This window comes from Collinsella sp. TM05-38, from assembly GCF_003466445.1.
GTDB lineage: Bacteria > Actinomycetota > Coriobacteriia > Coriobacteriales > Coriobacteriaceae > Collinsella.
On record NZ_QSPM01000002.1, the window covers coordinates 108,705 to 123,368 of the forward strand.

The 14,664-nt window shown below is 62.0% G+C and carries 11 protein-coding genes; 2 read left to right on the top strand and 9 right to left on the bottom strand.

Going from position 1 to position 14,664, the window contains the following annotated elements:
* Position 1 precedes the first annotated feature (1 nt).
* The 7 genes from DXD49_RS01385 to DXD49_RS01415 all read right to left on the bottom strand — a co-directional run bounded on the left by DXD49_RS01385 (position 2) and on the right by DXD49_RS01415 (position 9,531).
* A complete protein-coding gene (locus DXD49_RS01385) occupies positions 2-643 on the bottom strand; it encodes a type II secretion system F family protein (RefSeq protein ID WP_117734714.1) in 642 nt (213 codons plus the stop codon).
* The gene (locus DXD49_RS01390; protein WP_117794010.1) at positions 640-1,566 is read right to left on the bottom strand and encodes a type II secretion system F family protein; all 927 of its coding nucleotides are present in this window, start codon (positions 1,564-1,566) and stop codon (positions 640-642) included. The genes DXD49_RS01385 and DXD49_RS01390 overlap by 4 nt, the downstream gene beginning before the upstream one ends.
* Positions 1,539-2,867 carry a CpaF family protein gene (locus DXD49_RS01395; protein WP_117763566.1) on the bottom strand — a complete coding sequence of 443 codons (1,329 nt, stop codon included), beginning with the start codon at positions 2,865-2,867 and terminating at the stop codon, positions 1,539-1,541. The genes DXD49_RS01390 and DXD49_RS01395 overlap by 28 nt, the downstream gene beginning before the upstream one ends.
* On the bottom strand, positions 2,864-4,513 hold the full coding sequence (locus DXD49_RS01400) for a P-loop NTPase (RefSeq protein WP_117763565.1): 1,650 nt from the start codon (positions 4,511-4,513) through the stop codon (positions 2,864-2,866). Before DXD49_RS01400 ends, DXD49_RS01395 begins: the two co-directional genes overlap by 4 nt.
* The gene (cpaB, locus tag DXD49_RS01405; RefSeq protein ID WP_022094089.1) at positions 4,513-5,172 is read right to left on the bottom strand and encodes a Flp pilus assembly protein CpaB; all 660 of its coding nucleotides are present in this window, start codon (positions 5,170-5,172) and stop codon (positions 4,513-4,515) included. Before cpaB ends, DXD49_RS01400 begins: the two co-directional genes overlap by 1 nt.
* A gap of 252 nt (positions 5,173-5,424) precedes the next feature.
* A complete protein-coding gene (rsgA, locus tag DXD49_RS01410) occupies positions 5,425-6,378 on the bottom strand; it encodes a ribosome small subunit-dependent GTPase A (protein ID WP_199568413.1) in 954 nt (317 codons plus the stop codon).
* Positions 6,379-6,849: 471 nt separating this feature from the next.
* On the bottom strand, positions 6,850-9,531 hold the full coding sequence (locus DXD49_RS01415) for a cation-translocating P-type ATPase (protein WP_117763564.1): 2,682 nt from the start codon (positions 9,529-9,531) through the stop codon (positions 6,850-6,852).
* Positions 9,532-9,972: 441 nt separating this feature from the next.
* On the opposite strand from DXD49_RS01415, the gene pyk reads away from it, so the two are divergent.
* Entirely contained in the window at positions 9,973-11,433 is a 1,461-nt protein-coding gene (pyk, locus tag DXD49_RS01420; protein WP_089572705.1) for a pyruvate kinase, read from the top strand.
* Between the two features lie 420 nt (positions 11,434-11,853).
* Positions 11,854-12,927, top strand: coding sequence for a hypothetical protein (locus tag DXD49_RS01425; RefSeq protein WP_117743144.1), 1,074 nt, complete (start codon positions 11,854-11,856; stop codon positions 12,925-12,927).
* Here DXD49_RS01425 and DXD49_RS01430 read toward each other — a convergent pair.
* Entirely contained in the window at positions 12,924-13,772 is an 849-nt protein-coding gene (locus DXD49_RS01430; protein ID WP_117763563.1) for a hypothetical protein, read from the bottom strand. The genes DXD49_RS01425 and DXD49_RS01430 overlap by 4 nt on opposite strands.
* An 80-nt stretch (positions 13,773-13,852) precedes the next feature.
* A complete protein-coding gene (locus tag DXD49_RS01435) occupies positions 13,853-14,620 on the bottom strand; it encodes an energy-coupling factor ABC transporter ATP-binding protein (protein ID WP_117734722.1) in 768 nt (255 codons plus the stop codon).
* Positions 14,621-14,664: the final 44 nt, after the last annotated feature.

The following is a 14,664-nucleotide window of genomic DNA, read 5'->3' on the forward strand; positions in this document are numbered from 1 at the left end:
CCTACATCATCCCGCCTGCTCCCAGCAGCGGGCCCAATATGGACAGAAGCAACGCCGGCAAGATGAGCGTGCCGGTGGGAATCAGCAGCTTGACGGGCGCACGCTCGATCTCGCGCTCAACCGCGGCGCGATGAGCTGCACGGATCTCGCGACTTTGAGCGGCCAGCGTCTCGGCAAGTGGGGCACCCAGGGCGAGCGCCTGCCCCACCGTGATGGCAAAGGTCTCGAGCGCTCGCACGTCCAGGTCGCGCGCGGCGGCCAACAACTCGTCCTCACGCGTGCCCACGCCCACCTGCCACGCCATGCGGGCCCGCTCAAGGCGAAGAGCCAGCACTGACCGGCGGTTGGCGCAGAAAATCTCAAGCGCCGCATCAAACGAAAGACCGGCCGAAAGACCCAAGCGAACAACATCGATCATCTCGGACACTTCGCCGAGCGACACTCGCGCCGGGCCGCCCGCCCCAACCGCGCCCTTCACTCGCGCGGTCAGGGCATCGGCCACCGAGCGACCCGCAGCAGCGACCAGCACTGCCTCGCGCTTGCAGGTACCTGCGATCTTGCGTGCATCCGCCCGATCCAAACCCGTCGCGACAAATACACTCAGAGCGCACAGGCAAGCCGCAACTGCAACCAGGGCGCTCATAGCTCCACCCTCATAATGCGCCGGATAACCACCAGGGCAACGGCGTTGAGGGCAAGACCCAGCACCACAGCGCCCGCACCGGCAGGCGTCACAAGACCGCGACGAAAATCTGCCGAAAGCAGCGCCAACACCGCGCACATGCCCGCCGGCATCGCCGCGACCATATGCGCCGACATGCGGGCCTGCGACGTCTTGACATCCAGGCGGCGCTTGAGCTCAATGCGCTCCCCCACCATGCTCGACGCCTCGGCCAGCAGGTCGGCAAGCGGGGCACCGGTTCGCTGCGACACCTTGAGCGCCAACGCGACAAGCGAAAGCCCGGGGGCGTCGATGCGGACAAGCAGGTCGTCGAGCGCATCGGTCGCCGAGATGCCGCAATCGATCGCCGCCGCCACCCGCAAAAACTCGGTATGCACCGGCTCTTGCGCATGAGCGCCCACAAAGCGCATGCCCTGGGCCAGCGAATGTCCCGAGGCAAGCGACATGGAAAGTGCGGTAAACGCCTCGGGCATGGCCTCCTCCACATCGTGTTGCTCGCGCCGACTCTCAAAGCCATCCCGGGCGGCGCCAACGACAAACGGGGCAACAAGTCCCAAGGCAAATCCGAGGGGCGATAACGACACCATCGTTAGCAAAACGCAGCAGACACCGCTCGATAGCAGCAGAAATGCCAGGCGAGTCGCGTTATCCTCAATAGCAAGCCCAAAGCGATCTGTGGGGACCAACGATGCCCACGAACGGGCGATCTTTTTCAGCAGATCGTTTTCCACCAGCTCACGCGGCAGCTTCTCTGCCACCGTCTCGAGCGCCTGACGTGCCAGCTCCGCCGGCGGTACCTGCGGCACACGAGGCTCTGCCCCACACGCCGTCGCGACAGAAAGCCCTGCCAAGCCCCCTACGACGAGGGGCATAGCGATCTCCATTCGTCCACCTCCTCTTGTGTAAGCGTCCCCGACCGCAGGCCTTCTGCGATAAACGGCGGCTCGCGGTCGAGCGTCCAGGTGCACTCGGCGGCATCGAAAGTCACGTAGCGTTCGAGCTCAACACCGCCCGACACGCCGCGGCGAACCCCCGAATATGAGGCCACAAAGCGCCTGCCATCGGCGTGGCGCTCGGACATCACGATGCCGTCGAGCGCCATGGCAATCTGCTCCTCGATGAGCTCGCTCGGCAGATCGATGCCATAACGTGCAAGCAACGTCAGGCGCACCACGGTCTCCTGTTCTGAACCCGCATGAAGTGTGGTGAGCGACCCGTCGTGGCCCGTGTTCATGGCCTGCAACATGTCGCAGCACTCGGCACCGCGCACCTCGCCCACCACGATGCGGTCGGGGCGCATGCGCAGGGCATTAGTTACCAGGTCGCGGATCGTCACCGCGCCCTCACCCTCAATTGAAGCCTCGCGCGCCTCTAGGCGCACCACGTGCGGATGATGCGCAAACTTGAGCTCGGCAGAGTCCTCGATCGTCACGATGCGCTCGCCGGTGGAAATCTCGCATGACAACGCGTTGAGCAGGGTGGTCTTACCAGATCCCGTGCCCCCCGCAACCGCCAGGTCCTGTCGCAGCGACACCGCGCACGACAGCAGCTGCGCATACCAAAGCGGCAGCGATCCCAACCCCACGAGCTCGTCCAGAGAGCAGATACGGTCCGAGAACTTTCGGATGGTGAGAATCGGTCCGTCAATCGCCACAGGCGGAATCACCGCGTTGACGCGATAGCCCGTTTTGAGGCGGGCGTTGACAATGGGGCTGCGCTCGTCGATACGGCGGCCAAGTGGCGAGATGATGCGGTCGATTAGCACACGGATCTGTTCGTCGTCCTCAAACGCGTGCTCGATGGGATACAAAACGCCGCCGCGTTCAAAGAAAGCCGAGCGGCAGCCGTTGATCATGATCTCGGTAACGGTGTCGTCCTCGATGAGCGGCTGCAACGGCCCCAAGCCCACCACATCATCCAAAATCTCGTCGATGATGGTCTCGCGCTCGGGCGTCGCGAGATCGGTCGGCTCCTCAACATTGAGCGCCGCCTCCACCGCGGGACGCAATTCCGAGCGGGCAAGCGCCGGGTCGATATAGGCGCTGATACGCGCCACTTCGTCGTAACCCATGCGGTCCATTACGGCGCGCTTGGTGCGTCGTTTCACCGCGCGGCGACGCCCTGCATCTACAGGCGCTGCCGTCGCTGCAGCGCCGGCAGCCTTAATCCTCGTTTGCAGGCTCATCGCTGATCACCCTCGCGCGACCAGGGAAGGCGAATACGCGGGCGTTCGGTGCGTGTTGCACGGTCGGCGACCATATCGCTCCAAGGGCCGACGGCGCACCCCAGTTCCACGAGCATCTCGCGCGTGGCCTCGCGCACACTGGTCGCAAAAGCGCTGGTCTGCCCCACTGCCTCGTCAGCGCGCCCAAACGCCATGAGCGCGGCGAGATCCTGTCCGCCATCGGCGATACGAATCTTGGAGCTCAACGCACAGGCAATCTCAAAGCGCATGGCGACGTCCTCGTCTGCCCCGCGCGCACCGAACCGGTTGAACACAGCGCTCATGCGCGTGCGCGGCACACCTACTCGACTTGCCAGTTCAATGACGCGCGACGCCGATGTCGCGGACGACACCGCCGCATCGCCAACGACCAGACAACGGTCGCTCGCCGCCACCGCAGCCGCCACGGCGTCGCCCCAAAAGACCGAGGTATCGATAAAGACCACGTCGGATTCGCGACGCAGAACATCAAGCAATAGCTCCACCGGACGTGCCATGAGCTCGGCTTGCTCGGGCGCCGCGACGGGACCCCAGAGCGTAACGCCCGGCGCCACGCGCATCGATGCGGCTACGATATCCGGCTCGGCGAGCGCGCCCGCCGCCGACGGCTCGATAAGTGCCGCTATATCGCGCGGAGCATCGACGCCTAACAAGTCGTAAAGGTTTCCAAACATCAGGTCCAGGTCGAGCACGGCGGCACGCAAGCCCAACAGCGACGATGTGTGTGCCATGGTGGCAACAATCGTCGACTTGCCGCAACCGCCCGAACCCGAAATGGCGCAGATGACCGGAGCTCGATGCGGCGGAGCGGCGGCGTCTGCCGGCGGCATCTGAAGCGGCGGGGCGGGCGTCGGTGACAGCGTCCCCGTCTCCCCCGCCGCAACCACACGCTGCGTCCAAGCCGGCATGGCAGCTTGTTCGGTCTGCGAGGCAGGCTCGTTCTGTGCAATCTGCTCATGCTGCATCGGCGACAACTCGCCGCACCCGGCAAAGCCCTCAACTTCGTCCAGTTCATCCGCCAGATTCACGCCGTGCACGTATCCCATATCTACAGCCGGGGAGTCGCCAGCATGCTGTGCCGGCCCTCCAGCGTCATCGTATACAAGGGGGTTCCGGGGGCGCCGACCATGCTCGGCTTCCGCTTTTCCATAATCATCAACACGCGGGCCTCTTGTAGCGCGAGGCGCCCCGGGTTCCCTATCAACAAAAGCATCGGGCTCAATCGTCATGCGCCGATCGGAATCAACCGCTCCCTCGCCCGCGCGCCCGTTGCCACATATACTGTGCGCAGCGATGACCTCGGTCGCCCCCGCGCGAAACAGCCCCTCGATATCCGACGGATCGAGCGCTTCTATCAACACGACCACGCGACTCACGCGACCTTCGGCCGTCAGGCGCGCAACAGTCTTGCGCACATCTTCGGTATCAAACAGAGACGCCGCGATGATGGCAGCCCCGCGGCGCGACGGAAACGCCCGCGCCATGGAAACCAGCCCGTCCAGGTCACCCACGCGAAGCACCTGTGCACCCGCATCACGGCCCTCGACTTCCCGCTGCAACAGCCCGTAATCGCCGCACGCGCAGCACGCAAGCCAGATCGCCTTCATCACTCGTCGCCTCCGCTCTTTTTGCCGCGAGCCGTGGCGGGAATCGTCAAGCTGACCGTTCCCTTGCCCGAGGCGCCCAGCAGTTCCTTGACGTCTTCGGGGTCAGCCGCCAGCGTCACCCATTCGATCTTGCCCTCGCGCGTGGCACCGGAATCCTCACTGGTATCGATCACGTACGCGCCGCACAGCCGATCGGTTACGCCGTCTTTTTGCACATACACATCCACGTAGCTGCCCACGCCCGTGGCGCCGCCGACCGAGTGCTCGGCATCGACCGCCACCGAAACGGCGACCTTGCCCTTAGGCACCTCGAGCTTGTGGCTCTCGGCCTTGGTGTAGACATTGCAGATCACGGCGTTTTTGGGAATACGCGAAGTCGTCACGTCGCCGCGCACCTGGCGCAGCTCGGTCGCTGCGTCACGCGGCAGCAGGCTCGTCAGCCATTCCTGGGTTATGACATTGGTCTCATCGAGGGTCTCGCCCACATCGATATCGCGCGCCGCAACGCATACCTCGACGCGATCGCCCCCGTACTTGGCCAAGGTCTCAGCCTGGACCTGTTCGGCTTGCGAGCGGATCGACGAGCCGTAAACCATGCAGAGCAGAGCAGCGAGCACGCCTGCGACCAGACTGATGGCGATGCGCTTGCTCTTGTTCACGGCCGCTCCTCTCATGGCAGTGCCGGGCGAATGCCCGTACCACCATTGTCTGGGCGGTCAGAGTGCAAAGCGGCGCAATCGCGATCTTGGTTTTCGATGTCAAACCAATCGCTGACCAAAAACTGACCAGCCCGTCAAGCTCGTGGCAAGGTTTTGGTCAGCACGTCAGCAAACTGCATGTTTCGAGGCTTTTCCACAGCAAAAAAGCCGTCTCCCGAACAGTTGGGAGACGGCTGTCATAGGAAAAATCAATTACAAATGGACATCGGGATCGAGCATTTGAGCGCTCACGCGCATGGATGACGCCAGGTTTTGGAACGTTTCCAGACGCAGGCCGTCGATCTGCCCGGCGTCCTCGGCCTCGCGAACGGCGCAACCCGGCTCATGGGTATGTGTGCAATCGCCAAACCGGCACGCTCGCGATGCCTCGACAATCTCGGGGAAGGCGCGCGCCAGACCCCGCTCGTGACCCACGAGCGGTAGGCTGCGCAGGCCCGGGGCATCGGCGATCACGCCGGCGTCGCCCGGCAGCGCCACCATCACGCGCGCAACGGTAGTGTGGCGGCCCTGATCGTCGCGTTCGCGCACACCGCCGGTCGCCAACGTATCGTGGCCCAGCAGTGCATTGAGCAGCGTCGACTTGCCGGCACCCGACTCGCCCAGAATCATGGCGCAGCTCCCAGCGGGCACGCAGGAACGGACCTCGTCCAGGCCGCGGCCCTCGGCAGAGGACGTCACGATCACGCGCACGTCCGGACCCACCAGGCGGCGCACGCGGTCCAGATCGCGCTCGAGCTCCTCGGCATCGCAGCGGTCAGCTTTGGTGAGCACCACCACCGGCTCGGCATCGCAGTCGAGCGCCAACACCAGCGAGCGCGCCACGCGGTCGAGCAGCACCTCGCCAGCACCGAGCGCCTGCACGATTAGCACACTATCCACGTTGGAGCAGAGCACCTGGCGCTCTCCGCGGGCACGGCCGCGCCAACGTTCAAAGCTCGTATGGCGCGGCAGCACGCACTCAATCACGCCCATATCGTGCCCGGGAGCGCGGCGCACCGCCACACGGTCGCCCACGGCAGGCAGCAGGACCTCGTCCTCGCCGCGCGACTTGGCAAACCCCACGGCATGCTCGGCGCGAAAGGTGTCGTCGGCAGTAGCCACCAGCGGAAACCCGCGATCCAAGCGCACCACGGCGCCAAGCTGCATCTGCTCGGGCTCCTCGGCATGTGCGCAGAAATCATCAAAGGCAGTCTGCTGGGCTTCATCGACCGGCAGGTCATCAAACGCCGGAACGTCCTGCAGCGCGTCGAGTCCCGGCACGCTTGCCAGCAGCTCCTCAGCAGATGCGGGAGCCTCGGTCGCGAGCTTGCGGCGACGATCGCGCTTAGCCCGCGCCCCCGTCGTCTTTTTCTTCGCTTTAGCCTTAGCTTTGCCCACAGATGCCTCCCAGCACAAAACCACACAACTGAGCAGGTATTTTAAAACAAAAAGAGCTGGCCGGGCAAAGCCCGACCAGCTCACAAACTTTCCCTCAGCTTATGGTCCTGAGAGGTTATCCGAAGGCCCGCCCGCCGGGAGGGGTTTCCCAAGGGCACATCCCGCAGCCGCAAAGCGGCGAGGACGTGCCCGTGGAAACCCCGCAGGCGGTCGGGCCGGTGGGAAGGATAGCCTTTCGACCTACTCCTTCTCCACGGCGCGCATGATCGCCTTGTAGATCTCCATCAGCGGAATGATCAGGAAGGCAAGGCACAGCGCGGCGATAACGCCCTTAAGCTCAAGCGTCACAGGGCCAAAGAACATCTCGGCAAGCGTCGGCTGCACGGTTACGATCACCGTCAGCACCAGCGCCAGCGCGGCCGAAGCCCACAGCCACTTGTTCTGCTTCTTCATCTTAAACAGCGACGTGCGACGGCTGCGCATGTTAAAGCAGTGGAAGATCTCGACCATGTTGAGCGTGATGAAGGCCATCATCACGCCTTCTTCGTCGGCGGCGCCGGCGATCATATCGGCGATGTGGATGTAGCCCATGTCAAAGTACACGCCCACAAAGAAGCTCGCCAGCACCAGCACGGTGATGATCAGGCCCTGGACCACGCAGTCCAGACCCATATGTCCGGCAAAGACGCCGTCCTTGGCGTTGCGCGGCTTGCGCTTCATGATGTCGCCCTCGGCGTCCTCCATGCCCAGCGCGAGCGCGGGGAAGCAGTCGGTGACCAGGTTCACCCACAGCAGCTGCACCGGCTGAAAGATGGTAAAGCCGATGAGCGTGGCGATGAACACCGAGAAGACCTCGGCAAGGTTGGCCGAAAGCAGGAACTGGATGACCTTGCGGATGTTGTCGTAGATACGACGGCCCTCTTCGCAGGCACCGATGATGGTGGCGAAGTTGTCGTCGGCAAGCACCATGTCGGCAACGTTCTTGGTAACGTCGGTGCCGGTGATGCCCATGCCAACGCCGATGTCGGCGCGTTTGATGGACGGGGCATCGTTGACGCCGTCGCCCGTCATGGCCACGATCTGGTCGCGCGACTTCCAAGCCTCTACGATACGGGTCTTGTGCTCGGGCTGGACGCGGGCGTACACGCCGTAGTCCTCGATATGCGCGTCGAGCTCCTCGTCGCTCATGCGATCGAGGTCGGCACCGGTGATGGCATGGCTGCGATCGGTGACGATTCCCAGCTGCTTGGCAATGGCCACGGCGGTATCGATATGGTCGCCCGTGATCATCACGGTGCGAATACCGGCATCGTGGGCCTCGCGGATGGCGTCGGCGACCTCGGGGCGGACAGGGTCAATCATGCCGGACAGGCCGCAGAAGACCAGGTCATGCTCGAGCGCAGCGGGACTGCAGTCGGCGGGAACCTCGGTGTAGGTGCGGCTCGCCAGCGCCAGCACGCGCAGGGCCTCGTCGGCCATGGCTTTGTTGGCCGCCACGAGCTCGGCACGACGCTCCTCGGTCAGGGGGACGACCTTATCGCCCTCGTAGATGTGGGTGCACAGGCCGATCACCACGTCGGGCGCGCCCTTGGTGTACTGCTCATACTCGCCGTCCAGGGTCTCGACGACCACGGACATCATCTTACGACCCGAGTCGAACGGGGCCTCGCCCACACGCGGATGCTCGGCAGTCAGGCCGGTGAGGCCCGCTTTGCCGGCGTCGTTGACAAGCGCGCACTCGGTCGGCTCGCCCACGGCCTCGCCTAAATCCTCGTCCCACTGGGCATCGGAGCACAGCGCCATACCGGCCAGGAACTTCTCCTTAGGCGCAGCAAGCTCGTGCTTGACGACGGTCATCTTGTTTTGAGTAAGGGTACCGGTCTTGTCGGAGCAGATGGTCTGCGTGCAGCCGAGGGTCTCGACGGCAGAAAGCTTGCGGATAATCGCCTGGCGCTTGGCCATCTTGGTCACGCCAAGCGACAGCACGATGGTCACAACGGCGACCAGGCCCTCGGGGATGGCAGCGACGGCGAGCGAGACGGCGACCATAAAGGTGTCGAGCAAAGCGGTCGGGTCGGTAAGGACGTTGCCCACGCCGTGGCGGAGGATATCGACGCCAAAGATGACGACGCAGATGACGATAACCATGATGGTAAGGATGCGGCTGAGCTCGGCGAGCTTCACCTGCAGCGGCGTGAGCTCTTCCTTAGCCTCGGCCAGGGCGCCGGCAATCTTGCCCATCTCGGTGTTCATACCGGTGCCGACCACGACGGCGCGGCCACGGCCGTACACAACGGTGGAGCCCATGTAGCACATGTTCTTGCGGTCGCCGAGCGGCACGTCATCGGTGCCCGCAGCAAGCTCGATCACGTTGGCGTGCTTCTCGACCGGCACGGACTCGCCGGTGAGTGCGGCCTCTTCGATCTTCATCGTGGCGCTCTCGAGCACGCGGCAGTCGGCCGGGACGGAGTCGCCCGCCTCGAGCATGATCACGTCACCGGGCACGAGCTCGGCGCTCGGCAGGTGCACGAGCTTGCCGTCGCGCAGTACCTTGGACTGCGCCGCGCTCATCTCTTGCAGGGCTTCGAGGGCCTCCTCGCTCTTGGCCTCTTGGACTACGCCCAGCACCGAGTTGACGATAACGACGAACATGATGATGGCGACATCAGCAAAGTCGGGCTCGCCCTTGACCATGCCCGTGAGCGCGCTGATAACCGCGGCCGCGATCAACATGATGACCATGGGGTCGGCCATCTGCTCAAAGAAACGCTTCCAAAGCGGCGTTTTCTCGGCTTCCTCAAGCTTGTTAGGGCCTGTCTTGGCAAGACGCGACGACGCCTCGCCGTTGCTCAGGCCGAGGTTCTCATCGACACCTTGGTCGCTGAGCACCTCCGCCGCGGCGGACAGGTATTCCTTTTGCATATAGAGTCCCCTCCTGGGATTCGGGCCACTCAGCAGATTGATGCCCGATCATAATTCCCAGGAGAAGGGCAAGGGCTCATCAAGGCTGCCGTGCTGAGCGGCAGTTGATAGTGGAGCTATGGTACCCCAAAGCGACGCGTCTAGCCAAAACATTCCATCTGGAAACACGGCACAGGCGCAACGGTGCAGACAGTGTGATGCTCGAGATTGATAAAACGTTTTTTCTTCAGCGCATCGGCAAACTGAAATATCGCCCAGATAGCAGCGGTAAGACCGCTTGGTAAAAGTTTTTCTTTAGTCTTTTTTGACTAAAGAATGAACTTCTAAATCGGCGTACGGTCGATTTTTTGGGGTATTCGGTCGTCATTTCGTTATAATCAACTCAGTTTTATTTCTTATGCTTTATCTATCAGCGCAAGACGATGTCAGATGGAGGTCTGAATGTACAAGCGCACTAAGATTGTATGCACCATGGGTCCCGCCTGCGATAGCGACGAGACCATCCGCGAGATGATCAAGGCGGGCATGAACGTCGCCCGTTTCAACTTCTCGCACGGATCCTACGACGAGCACCACGGTCGCATCGAGCGCGTCCGTCGTATTTCCAAGGAGCTCGGTTTGCCCGTCGGCATCCTGCTCGACACCAAGGGCCCCGAGGTCCGCACCGGCCTTCTGGTCGACGGCAAGAAGGTCGCCGTCAAGACCGGCGATAAGATCGTCGTCACCGCTCAGCCCACGTCCGAGGATTTCCACGGCACCGCTGAGCACATCTCCCTCGACTACCTGGCTCTGCCCTCCGAGGTCGAGAAGGGCTCCCTCATCCTGATCGATGACGGCCTGGTTGCCCTCGAGGTCGAGTCCGTCGACGGCCAGGACATGACCTGCGTCGTCAAGAATGACGGCCTGATCGGCGAGCGCAAGGGCGTCAACATGCCCAACGTCAACATCTCGCTGCCCGCCATCACCGAGCGCGATCGTCAGGACATCCTCTTTGGCCTGACCGAGAACATCGACTACATCGCCGCTTCCTTCATCCGTGACGGCGAGTCCGTCCGTGGCATCCGCAAGCTTTGCCGCGAGAACGGTGGCGAGCACGTGACGATCTTCCCGAAGATCGAGTGCGCCCTTGGCGTCGAGAACTTCGACGAGATCCTCGAGGCTTCCGACGGCATCATGGTCGCCCGTGGCGACCTGGGCATCGAGATCAAGCCCGAGCTCGTTCCCCACATCCAGAAGGAGATCATCGCCAAGTGCAACGCGGCCTACAAGCCCGTCATCACCGCTACGCAGATGCTCGACTCCATGCAGCAGAACCCGCGCCCGACGCGCGCCGAGGTTGCCGACGTTGCTAACGCCATTTACGACGGCACCGACGCCGTCATGCTGTCCGGCGAGTCCGCTGCCGGTAAGTACCCGGTCGAGGCCGTTAAGATGCAGGCCAGCATCGCTCTCGAGACCGAGAAGTACCTCCCGGCCCACGCTCCGCTCGAGGTTCCGGCTGACGCTCACGGCACCCGCGTCGTCAACAACGTTGTGGGTATGTCCGCTGTGAACATGGCCACCACCGTTGGCGCCAAGTGCATCACCGTGCCGACGACCACCGGTCGTACCGCTCGCCTGATCTCACACTTCCGTCCCAACATGCCGATCTGCGCGTTCTCCCGCCACGAGTGGGCCGTCCAGCAGATGATCATGTACTGGGGCGTCATCCCGCACCAGGCAGAGATTACCCAGGGCACCGTCAACGGCACGATCGTCAAGGCGATCGAGACCGCCAAGGAGCTCGGCTACGTCGAGGCCGGCGATCTGACCGTCGCCACCGCCGGCGATCCCCGCATGAGCGTCCAGCTCGAGGACAAGGTTTCCTCGACCAACGTCGCTTACGTCGCTCAGGTGCGCTAAATCGCACTTGCAAGCAGATTTGCATTGCAAAGGGCCCGGAAGGCTTCGCCTTCCGGGCCCTTTTTCTGTGTGCCAATACCTGCACACGGCAAAACACGCACTCATTTCTTTACCAAAAGCGCGAAATCCACCCTTCAGGGCCCAAATAATAAAGTCCCAAGCGCTAAAAGTGTTCGCCCGGTGGCAAACCCACACCTTAACCGACGCTGCTAAATCGTTTTAGCAAGGTCAAAAATGACTATGTTTTCGGAAGTGCGGGGAAAAATTGCTCACCCCCAAGCACAAGCCCTTTTATTTCAACAAAACCCCTGATAAAGTTGGCTCAAATACTCCTTGTGCTTTGCCTGCTTCTCTTTTTCCCCGCACTTCCGAAACCGATAGCCTTTCTAGCCCAAACAACGCTCAAACGATCGGATTGCTATGTCATTTCTCGCTTGCGGACCCTCGGCTTTCCAGTACTATCGCATCCCGCCCCAGATACTGGGACTCTATCCGGCAATCCTGCCGCCCGACCATGACCATCGCTTGGTGCATTACTCAAAACAGCCAGTATTTGAGGATCTACTCGACAAGCCGGTCTGGAGATTCGTGGGCGAAAAGGGTCGCCGCGCGAACGGCAAGCTTTTTCGCAGCCGCCTGCTGACCCAGGAACCACCTCCCGGGTCGTTTAGGCAAACTGAACATGGATTTGATGTCACATCGCCCGAGTTCACACTGCTCAACCTTGCTACGCAGGTCTCACGCAACCAGCTGCTCATGGCGTGTTATGAGATGTGCAGCTCATTTGCAGTATTTACGCCCTGCGAGCGTGCGCAAAAGCAACTTGATGAGGCAATATCCCTTAAGCTCATTCCACCCGACTGTGGCTGGGAGCGCGTTGTTGACACCAAGGGCAATGGCACCAATTTGTGGAAACGCGCGCCGCTCCTCAGCGCGGCGGATATCGCCGCGTTCGCCAAGCAGGCCGCAGGCCTGCGCGGCGTCAAGCAACTCCGTTGGGCCGCCAAACGCATGACAGGACAGACTGCCTCACCCTTCGAGGTCCAAACATCCATGCTCATCTCACTCCCCCGCGACGAAGGCGGCCTGGGCATAGACATCACCAATAACGCGCGCATCCCGCTCAGCGAAGCCGCACGTTCGCTGTATGACAAAACCTGCTGTTACGCCGACATCCTCATCGAAAGTTTCACCGACAGCATGGGTGTCATTCTGGAATGCCAAGGCCGCTCCGCTCATGACAGCGAAGCCGCGAGCCTCTCCGATGCCGAGCGCGCCACCGCACTCACAAGCATGGGCTACGACGTCATCCAACTTACCTATGACCAGATTAAGGATAAGAAGAGCTTCGACCACATAGCCGAGCTCATCCATAAAAAGGCTGGGCTTCCCTACACCCCAAAGACCAAACAGGAGTGCGACGCCGAAGATGCCCTGCGGCAAAAGCTATTTGTCGATTGGGACGAGCTGTTCACTACCGGGCCGGCCAGCTAGCAGCTAGCAATCAGGGGCAGTGCGGGTGTGCCGGGAGCGGCTACGCGCTCGGCAAAGCCTGCCTCGGTTAGCTCGATGACCTCGGTAAACGTTGCATCGAAAAATTCCTCGGTTAGCAGGCGATACGGCGGATGATCGGGCTCACCGGGGTTTTCGCGTACAATCTCGTGCATGACGCCGATAGTCTTGAGCACATACTCCTTATGGATGGGATACTGCCCAAAACGCGTCGCCGCGGTATACAGGCGATTGGTCGCACGCGGAATCGAAACAATGCCCAGCGTCTTGCCAAACCAGTCAAAGTCGCCTTGCTTTTTAATGCGGAACTCCTCACACGGCTTGCCGCCGTGCGCCTCCAGATACTGGTTCACACGCGTGTTCCATACCGTGTCGGCCACCAGATGCGACCAGACGCCCAGCGTTAAATCGAGCAGCGACTGCGCCACATCTTCGGACGCAAGCGAGAACTCACTAGCGCCGGGACCGGCAACCGGCTCGGCATACTTGTAGCGCTGGGGATAGTGCACGCGGTTCAGTCGCTCGCGTTCCTCGACAATCGACGTCGCCGCAGCCGGCGCACCTATCGGCATACCCTTGAGCAGCGGCGCCACATAAGTGTCCCAAAACTCCTGCTCACGCGGCTTGGGGATAGGCTCGGGCTTGGCAAAATGTGTAATGCTATACGGAATGGGATCGGCAATGCCAGGAACCATATAGCCCACGAAGATATCCGGAACCACGCAGCCAAACAAAAAGGCATTGCGGTCGCGCACACTATCGGCAAGCACACTGGTGCGATCCAGCAAACGCTCCGTCTGAGCGATATGAATGTTCCAGCTTGGCATAGCCACCCCCATAAAAAACCTGGATAACTATACCATCACGGCAAAGCCGCGCAGGCGGCTACGCACGCTTTACGCAGCAACTAGTCCGTAGCACCGCTTTCGGTTCCATACGACGGCGAAGACGCCTCGACCACATGGTGATATCGATCGATATAGATGGCGCGGGCACCCAGGCGTCGCACCAGATCCTGGTGATGCGTACTCATCAAAACCGTCTTACCCGCCGCGACGTAGGCCAGCAAGAAGTTGACCACGATGTCGCATGAATCTTCGTCGAGTCCATTGGTAGGTTCATCGAGGACCAAGATATCCGGGTTCATCGACACCACCGCAGCCAGCGCAACGCGCTTCTTTTGCCCGCCCGAGAGCTGATAGGGAGAGGCGTCGGCAAGGTCGGCAACCTGGAACAGCCCCATGGCATCGCGCACGCGGCGCTCGAGCTCGTCTGCCGGCAGCCCCATCTGGGCGGGGCCAAACGCGACCTCCTCGCCAACCGTGGCGCAAAAGAGCTGCGCATCGGCATTCTGGAACACAAAGCCCACGCGCTGATGGAACCGCTGGGCCGTCGCGGAATCCTTGAGATATGCCGCATCGACCGCATGCCCGTCGAACAGGTACGCACCCGCGTCCGCGAGTTCAAGACCGTTAATAAGGCGCATGATCGTCGTCTTGCCGCAGCCATTCGGACCAAGCAGGGCAACGAGCTCGCCACGATCGACCTGCAGCGACACACCATCGACAACCGTATGCCCCGCATAGGAAAACACCACGTCGCGTAGCTCGATGAGCGGCGCGACCTCGGCGCCCGCACCGTTCGTGCCCGCCGCATTATTCATATCGATCGTCAAAACGCCGCCCTTCCCTACTCACATCGACAGTTCGACCGTCCGCG

What these genes read in the sequence shown, in the direction of transcription:
- DXD49_RS01385 (WP_117734714.1), bottom strand. Translation starts at nt 643, where the DNA reads ATGAGCGCCCTGGTTGCAGTTGCGGCTTGCCTGTGCGCTCTGAGTGTA.
- DXD49_RS01390 (WP_117794010.1), bottom strand. Translation starts at nt 1,566, where the DNA reads ATGGAGATCGCTATGCCCCTCGTCGTAGGGGGCTTGGCAGGGCTTTCT.
- DXD49_RS01395 (WP_117763566.1), bottom strand. Translation starts at nt 2,867, where the DNA reads ATGAGCCTGCAAACGAGGATTAAGGCTGCCGGCGCTGCAGCGACGGCA.
- DXD49_RS01400 (WP_117763565.1), bottom strand. Translation starts at nt 4,513, where the DNA reads ATGAAGGCGATCTGGCTTGCGTGCTGCGCGTGCGGCGATTACGGGCTG.
- rsgA (WP_199568413.1), bottom strand. Translation starts at nt 6,378, where the DNA reads ATGCAGCTTGGCGCCGTGGTGCGCTTGGATCGCGGGTTTCCGCTGGTG.
- DXD49_RS01415 (WP_117763564.1), bottom strand. Translation starts at nt 9,531, where the DNA reads ATGCAAAAGGAATACCTGTCCGCCGCGGCGGAGGTGCTCAGCGACCAA.
- pyk (WP_089572705.1), top strand. Translation starts at nt 9,973, where the DNA reads ATGTACAAGCGCACTAAGATTGTATGCACCATGGGTCCCGCCTGCGAT.
- DXD49_RS01425 (WP_117743144.1), top strand. Translation starts at nt 11,854, where the DNA reads ATGTCATTTCTCGCTTGCGGACCCTCGGCTTTCCAGTACTATCGCATC.
- DXD49_RS01430 (WP_117763563.1), bottom strand. Translation starts at nt 13,772, where the DNA reads ATGCCAAGCTGGAACATTCATATCGCTCAGACGGAGCGTTTGCTGGAT.